The sequence below is a fragment of the Stenotrophomonas sp. Steno-C17 genome (assembly GCF_056393165.1).
The window spans coordinates 65,469-81,818 of sequence record NZ_JBWJPD010000018.1 but is presented as its reverse complement, the minus strand read 5'-3'; the positions used below and the strand labels follow the sequence as shown (position 1 = coordinate 81,818).

Here is a 16,350-nt window from a genome sequence, read left to right as displayed (position 1 = left end):
GCATCAGGGTTCCTGCGCCAGGTCCAGGGCGGCGCCAACCACTGCATTGTCGCTTGGAAGCCCGAACATTGCTGCCCCCGCCAGCGGCGTATAGGTATCGGCACCGCAGACCCGGCGCAGCGGCAGGTGCCCCAGGCCGGCCTCGACCAGCGCGGTCACCACCCCCTCGCCCACCCCGCCACTGTGACGGCCCTCGTCCAGCACCAGCACCCGTCGCGCATCGGCGGCCTGGGCGGCAATGAATGCCGCCGGCAGCGGCACCAGCCAGCGCAGATCGACCACCCGCACCTGCCAGCCAAGCTGCTGCTCGATGCTGCGCGCCGCGCGCAGGGCCATCGGTACGCCATTGCCGTAGGTGATCACCAGCAGGTCCTGCGCCTCCGGCGCGTAGACGCGGCCTTCGCCGGGCACCAGCGCCTGGCCCGGTGGCGGGTAGTCGAACAGCCACTGGCCATCACCGGGGGCATGCAGGTCCTTGGTCATGTACAGCGCGATCGGCTCCAGGAACACGGTGACCCGTCCATCCACCCGCGCCAGCGCGGCCAGCGTGCGCAGCATCATCGCCGCATCGTCGCCACGCGAGGGGCAGCCGACCACCAGCCCGGGGATGTCACGCAGGGCGGTAATGGAGTTGTCGTTGTGGAAGTGGCCGCCAAAGCCCTTCTGGTAGCCCAGTCCGGCCACCCGCACCAGCATCGGGTTGCGGAACTGGTCGTTGGAGAAGAACTGCAGCGAACAGGCTTCACCGCGCAGCTGGTCGATGGCGTTGTGCAGGTAGGCCAGGTACTGGATTTCCGGGATCGGCAGCAGGCCCAGGTTGGCCAGCCCCTGGGCCATGCCCAGGATCATGGTTTCATCCAGCAGCGTGTTGAACACCCGGCGCGGCCCGAAGCGGCGCAGCAGATCGCGGGTGACCGTGTAGACACCGCCCTTCTGCGCCACGTCCTCGCCGAACAGCAGCGCCTGTGGGTACTTGCCCAGCAGCTCCTGCAGCGCCTGGTTGATCTGCACCGCCAGGTGCCGTGGCGGCTGCAGCTCGGGCAGGTGCTGTGCGCCGCCGTACATCGACTCGCGCAGCTCCGGCGCCAGCACCCGCTCGGCTTCGGCCTTCACCGCCGCCGGCGAGTACGGCGCCAGCGGGGCCAGCACCTCGTCCAGCGATTGCAGCTTGGGCCGCGTATCGGCCTGCTGGGCCGCTGCCAGGCAGCGCGCGCGCAGGTCTTCGTAGGCCTGCTCGATCTGCGCGGCACTCATCCAGCCCGATTCCAGCGCAATCTGCGCCGAGCGCAGCAGCGGGTCCTGCGCTTCGGCCGCACACAGGTCGGCCAGCGCACGCCATTCCACTTCGAAATCGGTGCCGGCGTGGCCCATCAGCCGCGTCGTGCGCAGGTGCAGGAAGGTCGGCCGCCGCGTGCGCCGGCAGTGCTCCACCGCCGCCTGCACCTGGCTGTGACCAGCGGCCAAGTCCAGGCCATCGGCAAAGAAGTAGTCCAGCCCGGGCTGGCGGCTGAACCGTTCGGCAATCCAGCCTTCCGGTGTCTTCACCGAAATGCCCAGGCCGTTGTCCTCGCAGACGAACAGCACCGGTACCGGCAGTTTCTGGTAGGCCGCCCACATGGCGGTATTGAACGCGGTCTGCGCGGTGGCGTGGTTGGCCGAGGCATCACCGAAGGAACACAGCACCAGACTGTCGGTGGGAATAGGCAGGGGCTGGCCCAGCCGCTTGCCGCTTTCGATGGCCAGCGCCGTGCCGACCGCCTTCGGCAGGTGCGAGGCGATGGTGGAGGTCTGCGGCAGCACCCACAGCGGCCGACTGCCCCAGACCTTGTGTCGCCCGCCGCTGGCCGGGTCTTCGGCGCTGGCGGCGAAGGACAGTGCCGCGTCACGCAAGGGATCCAGGCCGGGCACATGCCGCGAACGCTCGACCATGAACGCCCCGGACCGGTAATGCAGGAAGGCCGGATCGGTGTGCCGGCAGGCCCGCGCCAGCAGCGCATTGCCCTCATGCCCGGACGAACCGATGGTGTAGAAGACCTTGTTCTGCACGCGCAGCACGCGCGCCATCAGGTCCAGCTGGCGGCTGGCCAGTTGTGAATCGAACAGTTCACCGAACGCGGCGGCACTCAAGCCGCTGCCTGCCATGATCGGCGCATCCGGCGCCGGTCGCGGTCGCGCAACGCCGCGCCAGCCACGCACGGCTTCAAGGAAATTGACGTCGCACACCTCGGCGCGGTTGAGCGCGCGCATGCGTGCGGGAATCGGATCTGGAACGACTGCGAACATCGAACACCCTCCGTGTCGTTGCTGCATTCCGCCGGGCATGGCCCGGCGCTACCGTGCCGGGCACGCGACCCTGCTTACGCGTGTGCGTCCAGGCGTGCCTGCACCTCGGCGGTGACCGCCGGCATGGGTACAAAGCGCGGCTGTTCACGCACCCGCTGCAGCCAGCCGCGCACTTCCGGGAACGGCTGCACGCGGATGCCACCGTCTTCGGCCACATGGGTGTAGGCAAACAGCGCAATATCGGCAATGCCGTAATGGCTGCCGGTGAACCACGGGGCCTGCCGCAGATGCTGCTCCATCACCGCCAGCGCATGCTGCGCGCGTTCGTGCAGCCGCGGCAGCTCGGCACGGCGCGGCGAATCTTCCGCGGTCCAGCCACGGATGAAGCGTGCCACCGCGATGCAGGGCTCATGGGTGTACTGCTCGAAGAACATCCAGCTCAGGGCCTGCGCGCGCTCCCAGCCATCGGTCGGCAGGTACGGCGTGCCTTCGGCCAGCCAGAACAGGATCGCGTTGGATTCAGTCAGCACGCGGCCGTCATCGCGCACGATCAACGGCACTTTGGCATTGGGATTGAGCGCCAGGAACTCCGGCGTGTGGGTCTGGCCGTGGGCGCTGTCCACCTCCACCCAGCGGTAGCGGCTGCCCAGCTGCTCCAGCAGCAACCGCACCTTGTGGCAGTTGCCGGAAACCGACATGCCATGCACCGTCAACGGAACGCGTTCTTCCACCATTGCCTGCTCCAGCGAATCCCGGCCGACGGCCGGCTGGGTGCAGTCTGGCAACTGCCGCCAGCGCTGCCAAGCGCGGATGCAGCATCGCCGCTCAGGCGGTCACACCATCAGCGCGGGCGCTGCTGCCACTGCAGCCGCGACTGCCCCCAGATCTGCAGTGGCGGGCCCTGGTAGGGCGGCGGCAATTGGCCCATGCGCAGCAGCTGGCTGCCCAGCTTGCGCGCCACGGCCCTGGATTTTTCGTTGTCCTCGGCAATGGTATGGATCACCTCCTGCCAGTCCTGCGTGGCGAAGGCCCAGTCGATGGCCGCCACCGCTGCTTCCGGCGCATAGCCCCGGCCCCAACTGGCGCGGCGGATGCTCCAGCCGACCTCCGGACCGGGCCAGCCAGCGGCTGCCACGGGCCCATGCGGCCGACCCATTCGCCGCTGGCTTTCTCGATCACGCTGAACATCGAATACCCGAACAACTGCCAGGCACCGGCCAGGCTGCAGAAGCTGCGCCAGGCCACCGAGGGCGGCTGCACCCCGCCCAGGCTGCGCATCACCTCTTCATCGGCGCAGAAGGCCAGGTAGGGCTGCAGATCCTGCGCCTGCGGCGGACGCAGGATCAGCCGCTCGGTTTCGATGCGCAGATCGAAGATGCTCATGCCGGTTCCTCTGCCAGACCATGGGCGGACATCATCGTCGATACCGGCCCGGAATCCAGCGTCGGAAACGAAACAGGCCGGCAAATGCCGGCCTGTCCGATACCCACGGCGCTGCGTGCGTTACTGGCGATTGGCGGCCGTATCGCCCGCCGCTGCGGTCTGGGTGACCAGCTGGCCATCGACCACCGGCAGGCGATCGCTGGCCGGCTTGTTGTCCATGCGCACGGTCTTTTCGGCACCGTCGTAGCGATAGGTCACGTTGTAACCCTTCACTACGTCGTTGGTGCCCATGGCAATGCGGTTGCCCGGCTTGCTGGCCATGCGCATGGTGCCGGTGGTGCCGTCTTCATTGCGGTAGGTCACGTTGTAACCGGTCACGCGACTGGATTCAGAGGTGGCCGTTTCGGTGTGGCACTGGCGCTCGGTGCGGTTCACCACGCGGCCGCCCACGTGGCGCTTGTCCACCTGGTTGCCGATGAAGCCACCGGCCACGGCACCGGCGGCCGTAGCGGCCTTCTTGCCGTTGCCGCCGCCGACCTGGTTGCCCAGAAGGCCGCCGACCACGGCGCCGACCACAGTGCCACCGACGTTGCCATCACGCTCGGGCAGGCGCTCCTGCACCACCACGTCCTGGCAGACTTCGTGCGGGGTCTGGGTGGTGGAGGTCTCGCGCACCGCATCGGTGCCGATGACCGTGGCGTAGGCCTTCTGCTTTTCAGTGATCGGATCGACCTTCAGCACATCGGCATACTCCAGGCCGCGCGGCGCGCTCGGGTCGAGCGTATCGGTGCGCGCACCGTCATCGGCCACGCTGCCATCGGCCAGGCGCGATTCCGCCGACGGCTGGGCCGAACCGGCCACGTCGGCCGACGCGCCGCTCTTCATGAAGGCGGCGGTGGCGATACCACCCACCAGCAGTGCGCCTGCTGCGACCAGGACCGTTGTAGTTGTGCTTTTCATGACCTGCTCCCTGCGGACGATCCGCAACGTTCTTGGGACAGATTGCAGCATGGTCCGCCTGAACGGAATCTCCACATTTCCTGCTCGCTGTCGTAACCCATTCAGCCTCTGGAAATGCTGTGCCCGTGGTAGCGTTTGCACATTCCCCACCTGGATCCCAGTCATGGCCAACCCGATGCTGCTGCCGGTTCTGCAATGGGCCCGCCGGCTGCGCTACCCCACCCTGTTCAAGCTGACCGCCGGTCTGTTCGCCATTACCTTCTTCATCCCGGACCCGATTCCGTTCGTGGACGAACTGCTGCTGGGCCTGGGCACGCTGCTGCTGGCCAACTGGAAGCAGCGCGGCGCGGCCGTGCCACCGCCGTTGCAGCAGGGCTGAGCGTGCTGATCGACAGCCATTGCCACCTGGACGCCAGCGAATTCGACCCCGACCGCGATGCGGTGATCGCACGCGCGCAGGCCGCCGGTGTGCGCGCCCAGGTCGTGCCAGCGGTCACGGCGGCCAGCTGGCCCAAGCTGCGCGAGGTCTGCCAGCAGGCGCCCGGGCTGTACCCGGCGTACGGCCTGCACCCGATGTTCCTGGCCCAGCACCGCCCCGAGCACCTGCTGCAACTGCGCGACTGGATCGAGCGCGAGCGCCCGTGTGCGATCGGCGAATGCGGCCTGGATTACTTCGTGGGCGATCTGGATGTGCAGGCCCAGCAGGACTATTTCGTCGGCCAGCTGCAGCTGGCGCGGGAGTTCGACCTGCCGGTGATCGTGCACGCGCGCAAGGCGGTGGATGCGGTGATCGCCGCGATCCGCCGCATCGGTGGGCTGCGCGGGGTGGTGCACAGCTTTTCCGGCAGCCCCGAACAGGCCGTGCAGCTGCACAAGCAGGGCTTTCTGCTGGGGCTGGGCGGGCCGCTGACCCATGAGCGCGCGCAGCGCCTGCACCGGCTGGTGCGGGAGATGCCGCTGGAACAGCTGCTGCTGGAAACCGATGCGCCCGACCAGCCCGATGCCGGCATTCGCGGGCAGCGCAACGAGCCGGCGCGGTTGGCGGTGATTGCCCGCCACGTAGCCGCGCTGCGCGGGCTGGAGGTGGATGCAGTGGCCCAGGCGACCGCCGACAACGCCCGGCGATTGTTCAACCTGCCCGCGGTGTGACCCGCCGCCGGGCATGGCCCGGCGCTTCTGGCGCTAGGCAGCGTCTGCTGCGGCCTTCGCCTTCTTCGGCTCCAGCAGCATCTCCAGCGCCTTGCCGACTGCCGCGAACGCGAAGGCGCCCGTAATGTGGGTGGCCGCGCCCAGGCCGGCGCCGCAATCCAGCTTCAACGCCGCATCGGCGCCCAGGTTCGGGCGCAGGCCGCAGACGCTGCCATCGGCCTGCGGGTACTTCACGTTTTCCAGCGAATACACCGCCGGCACGCCGAAGTAGCGCTTGGCGTTCTTGGGGAAGTTGAACTCGCTGCGCAGCTTCTTGCGGATCAGCGCCAGCATGGCGTCATGCTCGGTGCGCGAGACATCGCGGATGCGCACCAGGGTGGGGTCGGTGCGGCCACCGGCTGCGCCCACCGTCAGCAGCGGCAGCTTGCGGCGGCGGCACCAGGCAATGGTTTCCACCTTCACCCGGAAGCTGTCGCAGGCGTCGATGACCAGATCGAAGCCGCGGTCCAGCAGTTCGGCCATGTTGCCGGTGGTCAGGAACGCCTCCACCGCATCCACGTCGATCTGCGGATTGATGGCACGGCAGCGCTCGGCCATCGCCACCGACTTGTTGCGCCCATAGTTGCCTTCCATGGCCGGCAACTGGCGGTTGGTATTGGACACGCAGATATCGTCGGCATCGATCAGGGTCAGGTGCCCCACTGCCGAACGCGCCAGCGCTTCGACCACCCAGGAGCCGACCCCGCCCATGCCCACCACCGCCACGCGGCTGCCCTGCAGGCGCTCAAGCGCACCCACGCCATACAGCCGTTCAATGCCGGCGAAGCGTTCTTTGACCTGTTCGTTCATCCGGCTATTTTAACGTGCAGGCGACGCTCGCCGCAGCGCGCCGGAACCGAACCCACCGTTGCATGCCCGGAGTGCCCGCATGACTGCCAGCCCCTCCCCCGGCCACACCACGGCCTACCGCTATCTGTTCGTGCTGGCCCTGGGCCTGCTCATAGGCCTGGTGGCCACGGTGATGGTGGGCCGCGCCCTGCAGGCCCGTCGCGATCCGTTTCCCGACAGCCTGATGCAGGTCATGCAGCGGCAGTCGCAGCTGTTGCAGCAGGCCCAGCAGCAGAACCGCTGCAGCCTGGCCGACAGCATGCCGCGCCTGCAGGCGTTGCGCCTGCTGTCCAACGATCTGGACCTGGCGTTCCCGCAACTGCAGCACGACCGGCGCTTCCAGGCCCATGCCAGTGCGTACCGCGGCACGCTCAACGACGCGCTGGCCGCGCCGCCCGCCGACTGCGCCGCATTGGGTCAGTTGGCGCAGGCCCTGCAGGACGACTGCCGCGCATGCCATCAGGATTTCCGCTGATTCATCTTCCAGCCGGAATGGGTCGTCGCGGTTGGCACCTCGTTCACGTGTGAAAGCGGACGATTCCAGCCACCCTGCTGCATGACGCAGTACCACCCGCACCCGCCTTCACGGCCAGGAGACGCCCCATGAAGATCCAGCTCATCGCTGCCGCCACCATCGCCACCCTTGCGCTGGCTGGCTGCGCCACCTCGCCCGGCTACGGCGGCGGCGGTTACAACAATGGCTACAACAACGGCGGCTACGGCAACAACTCCGGTTACAACCAGGGCCGTTGCGCGGACTGCGGCATCGTCACCCGCATCAACACCGTGGCCTCCGGCCGCACCGCCCCAGCCGCCACCGGCGCCATCCTGGGCGGCCTGGTCGGCGCCGTGGCCGGCCATGAGATTTCCGACCACACCGGTGGCAGCCGCGGCAACAAGAACATCGCCGCCGCCGCAGGCGCGGTCGGTGGTGCACTGGCCGGCAACCAGATCCAGAAGAACGTGACCAGCGATACCTACGACATCACCGTGCGCATGGATGATGGGCGCACCGTCGTGGTCAACCAGCGCGACCTGGCCGGTATCCGCGAAAACACCTACGTGCGCGTGGTCAACGGCCGGGTCATCCTGCGCTGACCTGCGCCTGGCCCGTGACAAAGAAAAAGGCCCGCTTGCGCGGGCCTTTTTCGTTCAACGCGATGCGTTCCGGTCAGACCGGCTGCACGGCATCGGCCTGCAGGCCCTTCTGGCCCTGCACGACGGTGAAGGTGACCTTCTGGCCTTCCTTCAGGCTCTTGAAGCCCTGGGTCTGGATGGCACGGAAGTGCACGAACACATCTTCGCCGTTTTCACGGCTGATGAAGCCGAAGCCCTTCGCATCGTTGAACCACTTTACGGTACCGGTCTCGCGATCAGACATCTCACTCACTCCCTGGTGACTCTCTCTTGTTGTTGGATACGCCTGGTTGGGCGGCTGACAAGCAAGGGGGAAGCGAGGTGCAACGATGCAGCGGATCGGAAAGATCTTGCTTCATCAGGCCACGATCCACGGTGACCTTGCCAAGCTCAGCGACTGCAACTTAACCCGACCAAAACGAAAAAGCAACTGGCAAAATCCTTCACTGTCAACCCCAAAAAGCCCACCATACGGAACAGCATGGACCTCTCATTCATCTTGTATCTGCTAGCGGTCATTTCTGTCCTGATTGGACTGGCCGGCATCGTGCTGCCGGCCCTGCCCGGTGTACCGCTGGTCTTCCTGGGCCTGTTGCTGGCGGCCTGGGCTGACGGCTTCGCCCATGTGGGCTGGCCGACGCTGGTCATCCTGGCCGTGCTGACCGTGCTGTCGCTGCTGGTCGACGTGCTGGCCACCGTGGTCGGTGCGCAACGGGTGGGCGCCAGCCGCAAGGCGTTGTGGGGCACCTTCGTGGGCAGCATCGTGGGGCTGTTCTTCATGCCCATCGGCTTGTTCGCTGGTCCGCTGGTCGGCGCCCTGCTGGGCGAGTACTGGCACAGCCGTGAACTGGGCCGCTCCACCAAGGTGGGACTGGCCACGTGGCTGGGCATCCTGCTCGGCCTGGCCCTGAAGCTGGCGCTGGTGATCGCCATGCTTGGGCTGTTCGCGTTTGCCTGGTTCTTTTGACGCCCCCGTCTTCACACCCCACGCACGCCGGTGCCGGGCATAAACCGAAGGGGCTGGCCGCAGGTGCGGGCAGCCGCCACACTGTGCATCCACCGTATTCATTTTGAAGGGCCTGCTGCAATGACCCTCCCCGCTCTGCTCCCCCGCCTTGCTCCGCTGGCGCTGGCCCTGGCCGCCGCCCCCGTGGCCGCGCAGGAGATCGTGCCGACCGCCACCACCACACCGGCCGGCTGCGCCGCCATCGACACCGATGCCGCCCGCCTGGCCTGCTACGACCGGCTGTTCGGCCGCAGTGCCGAGGCCACCGCCGCTGCCGATGCCGCCGCCCAGCAGGCAGCACAGGCCCTGCGCGAACAGCGCCGCGCCGCACGCCTGAGCCAGGGCGAAGAGAATCTGCGCGCCCGCGTGGGGGACATTTTCCGTCCCGCCCCCGACGACAGCGCGCTGGCCAACGCCGGCCGCGGCTCGCTGCTGGACAGCCGCTGGGAACTGGCCGAAGACTCCAAGCTGGGCCCGTTCCAGCTGCGCGCCTACAAGCCGGTGTACCTGCTGCCCGCGTTCTGGACCAGCGACAAGAACCAGATGCCGCAGTCGCCGAACCCGGTCAACAGCGTGACCACGCCGCAGGTGCTGGACAGCACCGAGCTGAAGTTCCAGATCAGTTTCAAGACCAAGATCGCCGAGAACCTGTTCGGCGACAACGGCGACATCTGGGCCGGCTACACCCAGAGCTCGCGCTGGCAGGCCTACAACGCCGAGAACTCGCGTCCCTTCCGCGAAACGAATTACGAGCCGGAAGTGATGATGGTGTTCCGCAACGGCTATTCGATCGGCGGCTGGCGCGGGCGCATGACCGGCATCAGCCTGAACCACCAGTCCAACGGCCGCGCCGACCCGCTGTCGCGCAGCTGGAACCGGGTGATGCTCAACGTCGGCCTGGACCGCGAGAACTGGGCGCTGGTACTGCGGCCCTGGTACCGCATTCCGGAATCGCGCAGCGACGACAACAACCCGGACATCGAAGACTACATGGGCCGTGGCGATGCCACCCTCATCTGGAACCGCAACGGTCACGAAGTCTCGCTGATGGCGCGCCATTCGCTGCGTACCGGCGACCGCTCGCACGGTGCACTGCAGCTTGATTACGGCTTCCCGATCAGCAACCTGCTGCGCGGCCACGTGCAGATCTTCGACGGCTATGGCGAAAGCCTGATCGACTACAACCACAAGGCCACCTACGTGGGCGTGGGCGTGTCGCTGCTGGAGTGGTTCTGATGACGGTGACGATCTGGCACAACCCCGCGTGCAGCAATTCGCGCGGGGCGCTGGCCTTGATCCGCGAGGCCGGCATTGAACCGGTGGTGGTGGATTACCTGGGCACCCCGCCTGACATCGCGACGCTGCGTGCGGTGCTGGCCGAATCCGGCCTGACCGCCGGTGACCTGGTGCGCAGCAAGGAGGCGCAGTTCGCCGAACTGGGCCTGGCCGGCGCGGATGACGCCGCGCTGTTGGCCGCCATGGCCGAACACCCGCGCCTGATCAATCGGCCCGTGGTGCGCACGGCCAAGGGCACGCGCCTGTGCCGGCCGCCGGAAACCCTGCTGGAGCTGCTGTAGCAGCGGGCAATCGCGCGATGATGCACGGCCGATCCGGCGACCGTGCACGCTCGGTAGAGTCGACTGTCAGTCGACTGCTCTTCGCCTTGGCCCCGGAAATCCCGCGCTGCGCGCGATAGTCGACTGACAGTCGACTCTACCCGTCGCGGGCCCGGAAATCCCGCGCTGCGCGCGATAGTCGACTGACAGTCGACTCTACCCGTCGCGGGCCCGTGGCGCGCACGCCCAAGGGCACGACCGTGCTGGAGCCTGGCTCAACCGCCGCCGCACGACGCCATGCAGCTGTCGGCGTTCTGGCTGCAGCTGATCAACGGCGACTGGTCCATGCACGCCTGCGCCTGCGACAGGCAGGAGCGCCGCAGTTCGTCATCGGCAATGCGATCGCACTTGCTGGCCGCCTGCGCATCGCAGGTCGAGCGGCGGTCGGAATCCGAACGCGCCAGGCACGCACGCTGATACTGCTGGCAAGCCACCACGCACTGTGCGCTGGCATTGTTACCGGGCACACCGTCGTACAGATCACCACCACTGCTGCAGGCGGCGAGCGAAAGAACACAAAGCAAGGCAATGCAACGGATGAAGGACATTGGACGTTCCCTGTTCAATACACCGGAAAAACACCCGCCCAGCCTAGCAATGCCGACCTTTCCGTGGCGTCAAACGAGAAACGGCGCCCTGCGGCGCCGTTCTCCGTGCTTCCGTTGCGGATTACTCCACCACCACCGGAATCTTGCCGATGCGGGCCTGCCATTCGCGCGGGCCGGTCTTGTGCACCGATTCGCCGGTGGAATCGACCGCCACGGTCACCGGCATGTCCTGCACGGTGAATTCATAGATCGCTTCCATGCCCAGATCGGCGAAGCCGACCACCTTGGCCGCCTTGATCGCCTTGGACACCAGGTAGGCCGAACCGCCGACCGCCATCAGGTAGGCCGACTTGTGCTTCTTGATTGCCTCGATGGCGGCCGGGCCGCGCTCGGCCTTGCCGACCATGCCCAGCAGACCGGTCTGCGCCAGCACCTGTTCGGTGAACTTGTCCATGCGCGTGGCGGTGGTCGGGCCGGCCGGGCCCACCACTTCGTCGCGCACCGGATCGACCGGGCCGACGTAGTAGATGAAACGGCCCTTCAGATCGACCGGCAGTTCCTCGCCCTTGTTGAGCATGTCGACCATGCGCTTGTGCGCAGCGTCGCGGCCGGTCAGCAGCTTGCCGTTGAGCAGCAGGGTCTGGCCCGGCTTCCAGTTGGCCACATCTTCCGGGGTGATCGTGTCCAGGTCCACGCGGGTGCCCTTGGACGCGTCGTAGGTCAGCTTCGGCCAGTCTTCCAGCGACGGCGGATCCAGCATCACCGGGCCGCTGCCATCCAGGGTGAAGTGCGCATGGCGGGTGGCCGCGCAGTTCGGGATCATCGCCACCGGCAGGTTGGCCGCGTGGGTCGGGTAGTCGTTGATCTTGATGTCCAGCACGGTGGTCAGGCCACCCAGGCCCTGCGCGCCGATGCCCAGCGCATTGACCTTTTCGTACAGTTCCAGGCGCAGCTCTTCGATGCGGTTGGACGCACCACGGGCCTGCAGCTCGGTGATGTCGATCGGCTCCATCAGCGCTTCCTTGGCCAGCAGCATCGCCTTTTCGGCGGTGCCACCGATGCCGATGCCGAGCATGCCCGGCGGGCACCAGCCGGCGCCCATGGTCGGCACGGTCTTCAGCACCCAGTCGACGATGGAATCGGACGGGTTGAGCATGGCGAACTTGGTCTTGGCTTCCGAACCACCGCCCTTGGCGGCGACGATGACGTCGACCGTGTTGCCCGGCACCACCTTCACGTTCACCACGCCCGGGGTGTTGTCCTTGGTGTTGATGCGCTTGCCGGCAGGATCGGCCAGCACCGAGGCGCGCAGCTTGTTGTCCGGATGCAGGTAGGCGCGGCGCACGCCTTCATTGGCCATGTCTTCCACGCCCATGGTGGCGTCGTCCCAACGCACGTCCATGCCGATTTCCAGGAACACGGTGACGATGCCGGTGTCCTGGCAGATCGGACGGTGGCCTTCGGCGCACATCCGCGAATTGATCAGGATCTGGGCCATCGCTTCCTTCGCGGCCGGCGACTCTTCGCGCTCGTAGGCGGCGGCGAGGTTCTTGATGTAGTCGACCGGGTGGTAGTACGAGATGTACTGCAGCGCGTCGGCGATGGACTGGATGAGGTCTTCCTGCTTGATCGATGTCACGGCTTGCTCGCTTGCTCAAGGCTGGCGGGGGTAATCCGCCCATTTTACCCCCTCCGCCGACTGCGCGTAGATTCGCAGGGGTCAGATCCCTTTCCGGCGGAAAGGGCGCTGATCCCGCCCCTCTGTCACGCCCCCTCCCTCTCTGGCGTCCTTGCCAACATGAACGCTGAATCGACCTTCCAGACCCACCGCCCACGCCTGATGGCGCTGGCCTACCGCCTGCTGGGCAGCCGTGCCGATGCCGAAGACGTGGTGCAGGACGCCTGGCTGCGCTGGTCCGGCGCCGACCCGGCCAGCGTGCGCGATCCCGAGGCCTGGCTGGTCACCGCCACCACCCGGCTGGGCCTGGACCGCCTGCGCGCCGCCCGGCGCGAGCGCGCGCACTACGTGGGCCCGTGGCTGGCCGAACCGCTGGCGATCAGCCTGGAGCCCGACCCGGCCCCCGGCCCGGCGCAGCGGCATGCGCTGGCCGACGATGTCTCGGTGGCCTTCCTGACCCTGCTGGAACAGCTGGGACCGGAGGAACGCGCGGCCTTCCTGCTGAAGGAAGTGTTCGACCACGACTATGCCGAGATCGCCGGGCTGATCGGCCAGAGCCAGGCCAACTGCCGCCAGCTGGTGCATCGCGCGCGGCAACGGCTGCAGGCCGGGCGCACCCGTTTCAACGCCGATGGGCAGCAGCACCGGGAACTGCTGGCGCGCTTCATGCACGCCACCCAGCAGGGCGACAGCCAGGCCGTGCAGGCCCTGCTGCACGCCAACGCACGCCTGGTGTCCGATGGCGGCGGCGTGGTGACCGCCGCAATTCGGCCGCTGCTGGGCGCCGAGCGCATCGGCCGCCTGTTCTGGGCCATTGCCCAGCGCGGCCTGGGCCACACCGCGCAGCTGGGCTATGTGAACGGCGAACCGGCGATCCTGCGCTTCGATGGCCCGCGGCTGCATTCGGTCACCACGGTGCAGGTGGTGGACGGGCGCATCGCCGAGGTCTTCAGCGTGCTGAATCCAGAAAAACTGTCGGCGGTTGTCACGACGGCGGGCGCGACGGCGTCCTGGTAGTGAAAGGCGGCCATCGTGGCTGCCGTGGAGCCGAAAATGTCCGACCACACCTCACCCCGCGTTCCCTACACCCGCCTGGCCGCCGAGGCCTTCAAGGGCCTGCTGGCCACCAGCAAGGCGGTGCATGACAGCTCGATCGACCCGACGTTGATGGAACTGGTGTTCCTGCGCGTGTCCCAGCTCAACGGCTGTGGTTACTGCATGGACATGCACGGCACCGCACTGCGCAAGGGCGGCATCGAGCCGCGCAAGCTGGACACCCTGCCCGCCTGGCATGAAAGCCGCTTCTTCGATGCCCGCGAACGCGCGGCGCTGGGCTGGGCCGAGGCGCTGACCCGGCTGACCGACGGCGCACCGTCGCAGGCGGCGTTCGATGCGCTGGCCCCGCACTTCGATGAAAAGGGCATCAGTGACCTGAGCATGGGCATTGCGGTGATCAATGCCTGGAACCGGCTGGGCGCCGGCCTGCTGCCGCCGCTGCCGTAACGGGCTTGCCTGGCCGGGCTGCGCCCGGCACCCGCAGAGGCAACGGCCAGAGCTAAGGGCAACGTCAACAGCTGGGGCTCTGTGGGATGGCGGGGTGGGTCAGGTCGCAGGGGACGCTGCAAGTACGTCCATGTAAGCTCGGTCGCCGCATCCATGCGGCTCACGCCCCTGCGACCTGACCCGCCCCGCCGTCGACAGATGTCCCGCTGCTGTTGGTAGGTGTCGACCTTGGTCGACACGATGGGTCGAGGGGTAATGGGTCGAGGGGTCAGAGCCCTTTGCGCTGCAAAGGGATCTGACCCCATCTGCACGCGGTGCGCGCGCACAATGGCGGCATGCCTGCTGCCACCGAAAAGAAACCCAGCCTGCGCCAGCGCTTCAAAGCCATGCGCAACCTGCCGCCCTTCCTGCGCCAGGTGTGGCAGACCAGCCCGGCATTGACCCTGGCCAGCCTCGGCCTGCGCGTGATCCGTGCGCTGCTGCCGGTGGCGATGCTCTACGTGGGCAAGCTGATCATCGACACCGCCCTGCACCTGAGCCAGCACGGCGCCGGCTTTCCGTCGCTGGGCGAAGCGCTGTCCAGCGGATTGCTGAATCCACTGCTGGGGCTGTTGGCACTTGAGTTCGGCCTGGCCATCGCCTCGGACCTGCTGGGGCGGCTGGTGAGCTATGCCGATGCGCTGCTGTCGGAACTGTTCGCCAACGCCACCAGCGTGCGGCTGATGGAACACGCGGCCACGCTCGACCTGGAGGACTTCGAGGACCCGGACCTGCAGGACAAACTGGACCGCGCCCGTCGCCAGACCATGGGCCGCATGAACCTGATGAGCCAGTTGTTCGGCCAGGTGCAGGATGCGATCACCGTGGTCAGCCTGGCCGTCGGCCTGCTGGTCTACGCGCCGTGGCTGATCGTGCTGCTGGCGCTGGCGCTGGTGCCAGCCTTCATCGGCGAATCGCACTTCAATGCGGCCGGCTACAGCCTCAACTTCCAATGGACGCCCGAGCGCCGCCAGCTGGACTACCTGCGCCAGCTGGGCGCGAGCGTGGAAACAGCCAAGGAAGTGAAGATCTTCAACCTGCACCGCTTCCTGGTGGAGCGGTACCGGCGGCTGTCGGCGGCACTGTTCCTGGCCAACCGCTCGCTGGCGCGGCGCCGCGCGTTCTGGGGCACGCTGCTGGCGGCGCTGGGCACGCTGGGCTACTACACCGCCTACGCGTACATCGCCTGGCGCACGGTGCGCGGCGATTTCAGCATTGGCGACCTGACCTTCCTGGCCGGCAGTTTCCTGCGCCTGCGCCAGCTGCTGGAAGGCCTGCTGATCGGTTTTTCGCAGGTGGCCAGCCAGGCGCTGTACCTGGACGATCTGTATTCGTTCTTCCAGATCCAGCCGGAAATCCATTCGCGCGACAACGCGGTGGCCGTACCGCGCCCGATCACGCAGGGCTTCGTGTTCGAGAACGTAGGCTTCCGCTACCCCGATGCCGAGCAATGGGCGGTGCGCCACCTGGATTTCCAGCTGCATGCGGGCGAAGTGCTGGCCCTGGTGGGCGAGAACGGCGCCGGCAAGACCACCCTGGTGAAGCTGCTGGCACGCCTGTACGAGCCCGACGAAGGGCGCATCCTGCTGGACGGCCGCGACCTGCGCGACTACGACCTGGACGACCTGCGGGCGAACCTGGGCGTGATCTTCCAGGACTTCGTGCGCTACAACCTGACCGCCGGCGAGAACATCGGCGTGGGCCAGGTGGAGGCGATGGCCGACCAGGCGCGCATTGCCGATGCGGCACGGCGTGGCATGGCCGAGGAAGTGATCGAGGCCCTGCCCGGCGGCTACGCGCAGTTGATCGGGCGGCGCTTCAAACAGGGCGTGGACCTGTCCGGCGGTCAGTGGCAGAAGATCGCCATCGCCCGCGCGTGGATGCGCGATGCGCAGGTGATGATCCTGGACGAACCCACCGCGGCCCTCGATGCCCGCGCCGAATTCGAGGTGTTCCAGCGCTTCCGTGAACTGGCCGAGCAACGCACCGCCGTGCTCATTTCGCACCGTTTTTCCTCGGTGCGCATGGCCGATCGCATCCTGGTGCTGGCCGAAGGGCGGCTGGAGGCCAGTGGCACCCATGCCGAACTGATGGCCCAGGGCGGGCGCTATGCCGAGCTGTTCGAACTGCAGGCGGCAGGCTATCGCTGAACTCCGGGGC

General features: G+C 67.4%; 17 protein-coding genes and 1 pseudogene. 10 read left to right on the top strand and 8 right to left on the bottom strand.

The features are described from left to right. Positions 1-3: 3 nt before the first annotated feature. From AC06FA_RS15750 to AC06FA_RS15735, 4 genes and pseudogenes are all read right to left on the bottom strand, one after another. Positions 4-2,283 carry a thiamine pyrophosphate-dependent enzyme gene (locus AC06FA_RS15750; RefSeq protein ID WP_478069129.1) on the bottom strand — a complete coding sequence of 760 codons (2,280 nt, stop codon included), beginning with the start codon at positions 2,281-2,283 and terminating at the stop codon, positions 4-6. Between the two features lie 74 nt (positions 2,284-2,357). Continuing rightward, positions 2,358-3,017 carry a glutathione S-transferase family protein gene (locus AC06FA_RS15745; RefSeq protein WP_478069128.1) on the bottom strand — a complete coding sequence of 220 codons (660 nt, stop codon included), beginning with the start codon at positions 3,015-3,017 and terminating at the stop codon, positions 2,358-2,360. 107 nt (positions 3,018-3,124) lie between these two features. After that, positions 3,125-3,666: pseudogene (locus AC06FA_RS15740) on the bottom strand (GNAT family N-acetyltransferase). A gap of 120 nt (positions 3,667-3,786) precedes the next feature. Beyond that, positions 3,787-4,626: a glycine zipper 2TM domain-containing protein gene (locus tag AC06FA_RS15735; RefSeq protein WP_478069127.1), complete on the bottom strand. Its 840-nt coding sequence runs from the start codon at positions 4,624-4,626 to the stop codon at positions 3,787-3,789. Positions 4,627-4,789: 163 nt separating this feature from the next. On the opposite strand from AC06FA_RS15735, the gene AC06FA_RS15730 reads away from it, so the two are divergent. Together AC06FA_RS15730 and AC06FA_RS15725 are read left to right on the top strand one after the other, a co-directional pair. Continuing rightward, complete coding sequence (locus AC06FA_RS15730) at positions 4,790-5,005, top strand: DUF6116 family protein (protein ID WP_108750061.1); 216 nt, start codon at positions 4,790-4,792, stop codon at positions 5,003-5,005. After that, entirely contained in the window at positions 5,002-5,775 is a 774-nt protein-coding gene (locus AC06FA_RS15725; RefSeq protein ID WP_478069144.1) for a TatD family hydrolase, read from the top strand. The genes AC06FA_RS15730 and AC06FA_RS15725 overlap by 4 nt, the downstream gene beginning before the upstream one ends. 33 nt (positions 5,776-5,808) lie before the next feature. Here AC06FA_RS15725 and AC06FA_RS15720 read toward each other — a convergent pair whose 3' ends face one another. Further along, positions 5,809-6,624 (bottom strand): tRNA threonylcarbamoyladenosine dehydratase, encoded by an 816-nt coding sequence (locus AC06FA_RS15720; RefSeq protein WP_478069126.1) that lies wholly within the window; start codon positions 6,622-6,624, stop codon positions 5,809-5,811. A 79-nt stretch (positions 6,625-6,703) separates the two neighbouring features. On the opposite strand from AC06FA_RS15720, the gene AC06FA_RS15715 reads away from it, so the two are divergent. Together AC06FA_RS15715 and AC06FA_RS15710 are read left to right on the top strand one after the other, a co-directional pair. Further along, the gene (locus tag AC06FA_RS15715; RefSeq protein ID WP_478069125.1) at positions 6,704-7,138 is read left to right on the top strand and encodes a hypothetical protein; all 435 of its coding nucleotides are present in this window, start codon (positions 6,704-6,706) and stop codon (positions 7,136-7,138) included. 128 nt (positions 7,139-7,266) lie between these two features. Beyond that, positions 7,267-7,761, top strand: a complete 495-nt coding sequence (locus AC06FA_RS15710; protein ID WP_108750065.1) for a glycine zipper 2TM domain-containing protein — start codon at positions 7,267-7,269, stop codon at positions 7,759-7,761. Between the two features lie 73 nt (positions 7,762-7,834). Here the strand turns inward: AC06FA_RS15710 and AC06FA_RS15705 are convergent, their stop codons facing one another. After that, positions 7,835-8,044 (bottom strand): cold-shock protein, encoded by a 210-nt coding sequence (locus tag AC06FA_RS15705; RefSeq protein ID WP_108765608.1) that lies wholly within the window; start codon positions 8,042-8,044, stop codon positions 7,835-7,837. A 237-nt stretch (positions 8,045-8,281) separates the two neighbouring features. Here AC06FA_RS15705 and AC06FA_RS15700 point away from each other — a divergent pair, with 237 nt between their 5' ends. From AC06FA_RS15700 to arsC, 3 genes are all read left to right on the top strand, one after another. Then, positions 8,282-8,767 (top strand): DUF456 domain-containing protein, encoded by a 486-nt coding sequence (locus AC06FA_RS15700; protein ID WP_478069124.1) that lies wholly within the window; start codon positions 8,282-8,284, stop codon positions 8,765-8,767. Positions 8,768-8,887: 120 nt separating this feature from the next. Then, on the top strand, positions 8,888-10,042 hold the full coding sequence (locus AC06FA_RS15695) for a phospholipase A (RefSeq protein WP_478069123.1): 1,155 nt from the start codon (positions 8,888-8,890) through the stop codon (positions 10,040-10,042). Beyond that, positions 10,042-10,383: an arsenate reductase (glutaredoxin) gene (gene arsC / locus AC06FA_RS15690; protein ID WP_478069122.1), complete on the top strand. Its 342-nt coding sequence runs from the start codon at positions 10,042-10,044 to the stop codon at positions 10,381-10,383. Before AC06FA_RS15695 ends, arsC begins: the two co-directional genes overlap by 1 nt. A gap of 254 nt (positions 10,384-10,637) precedes the next feature. On the opposite strand, the gene AC06FA_RS15685 is transcribed toward arsC, so the two are convergent. Further along, positions 10,638-10,970: a hypothetical protein gene (locus AC06FA_RS15685; RefSeq protein WP_478069121.1), complete on the bottom strand. Its 333-nt coding sequence runs from the start codon at positions 10,968-10,970 to the stop codon at positions 10,638-10,640. 121 nt (positions 10,971-11,091) lie between these two features. Further along, positions 11,092-12,609, bottom strand: coding sequence for a fumarate hydratase (locus AC06FA_RS15680; RefSeq protein ID WP_108753578.1), 1,518 nt, complete (start codon positions 12,607-12,609; stop codon positions 11,092-11,094). Positions 12,610-12,768: 159 nt separating this feature from the next. Between AC06FA_RS15680 and AC06FA_RS15675 the strand changes: the two genes are divergently transcribed. The 3 genes from AC06FA_RS15675 (at position 12,769) to AC06FA_RS15665 (ending at position 16,340) form a co-directional block, all read left to right on the top strand. Beyond that, a complete protein-coding gene (locus tag AC06FA_RS15675; RefSeq protein ID WP_478069120.1) occupies positions 12,769-13,665 on the top strand; it encodes an RNA polymerase sigma-70 factor in 897 nt (298 codons plus the stop codon). Between the two features lie 36 nt (positions 13,666-13,701). After that, positions 13,702-14,151, top strand: a complete 450-nt coding sequence (locus AC06FA_RS15670; RefSeq protein WP_478069119.1) for a carboxymuconolactone decarboxylase family protein — start codon at positions 13,702-13,704, stop codon at positions 14,149-14,151. 335 nt (positions 14,152-14,486) lie between these two features. Beyond that, positions 14,487-16,340, top strand: a complete 1,854-nt coding sequence (locus AC06FA_RS15665) for an ABC transporter ATP-binding protein (protein WP_478069118.1) — start codon at positions 14,487-14,489, stop codon at positions 16,338-16,340. The last annotated feature ends 10 nt before the right edge of the window (positions 16,341-16,350 follow it).

What these genes read in the sequence shown, in the direction of transcription:
- AC06FA_RS15670 (WP_478069119.1), top strand. Translation starts at nt 13,702, where the DNA reads ATGTCCGACCACACCTCACCCCGCGTTCCCTACACCCGCCTGGCCGCC.
- AC06FA_RS15685 (WP_478069121.1), bottom strand. Translation starts at nt 10,970, where the DNA reads ATGTCCTTCATCCGTTGCATTGCCTTGCTTTGTGTTCTTTCGCTCGCC.
- AC06FA_RS15705 (WP_108765608.1), bottom strand. Translation starts at nt 8,044, where the DNA reads ATGTCTGATCGCGAGACCGGTACCGTAAAGTGGTTCAACGATGCGAAG.
- arsC (WP_478069122.1), top strand. Translation starts at nt 10,042, where the DNA reads ATGACGGTGACGATCTGGCACAACCCCGCGTGCAGCAATTCGCGCGGG.
- AC06FA_RS15695 (WP_478069123.1), top strand. Translation starts at nt 8,888, where the DNA reads ATGACCCTCCCCGCTCTGCTCCCCCGCCTTGCTCCGCTGGCGCTGGCC.
- AC06FA_RS15735 (WP_478069127.1), bottom strand. Translation starts at nt 4,626, where the DNA reads ATGAAAAGCACAACTACAACGGTCCTGGTCGCAGCAGGCGCACTGCTG.
- AC06FA_RS15665 (WP_478069118.1), top strand. Translation starts at nt 14,487, where the DNA reads ATGCCTGCTGCCACCGAAAAGAAACCCAGCCTGCGCCAGCGCTTCAAA.
- AC06FA_RS15730 (WP_108750061.1), top strand. Translation starts at nt 4,790, where the DNA reads ATGGCCAACCCGATGCTGCTGCCGGTTCTGCAATGGGCCCGCCGGCTG.
- AC06FA_RS15720 (WP_478069126.1), bottom strand. Translation starts at nt 6,624, where the DNA reads ATGAACGAACAGGTCAAAGAACGCTTCGCCGGCATTGAACGGCTGTAT.
- AC06FA_RS15745 (WP_478069128.1), bottom strand. Translation starts at nt 3,017, where the DNA reads ATGGTGGAAGAACGCGTTCCGTTGACGGTGCATGGCATGTCGGTTTCC.
- AC06FA_RS15715 (WP_478069125.1), top strand. Translation starts at nt 6,704, where the DNA reads ATGACTGCCAGCCCCTCCCCCGGCCACACCACGGCCTACCGCTATCTG.
- AC06FA_RS15750 (WP_478069129.1), bottom strand. Translation starts at nt 2,283, where the DNA reads ATGTTCGCAGTCGTTCCAGATCCGATTCCCGCACGCATGCGCGCGCTC.
- AC06FA_RS15700 (WP_478069124.1), top strand. Translation starts at nt 8,282, where the DNA reads ATGGACCTCTCATTCATCTTGTATCTGCTAGCGGTCATTTCTGTCCTG.
- AC06FA_RS15675 (WP_478069120.1), top strand. Translation starts at nt 12,769, where the DNA reads ATGAACGCTGAATCGACCTTCCAGACCCACCGCCCACGCCTGATGGCG.
- AC06FA_RS15710 (WP_108750065.1), top strand. Translation starts at nt 7,267, where the DNA reads ATGAAGATCCAGCTCATCGCTGCCGCCACCATCGCCACCCTTGCGCTG.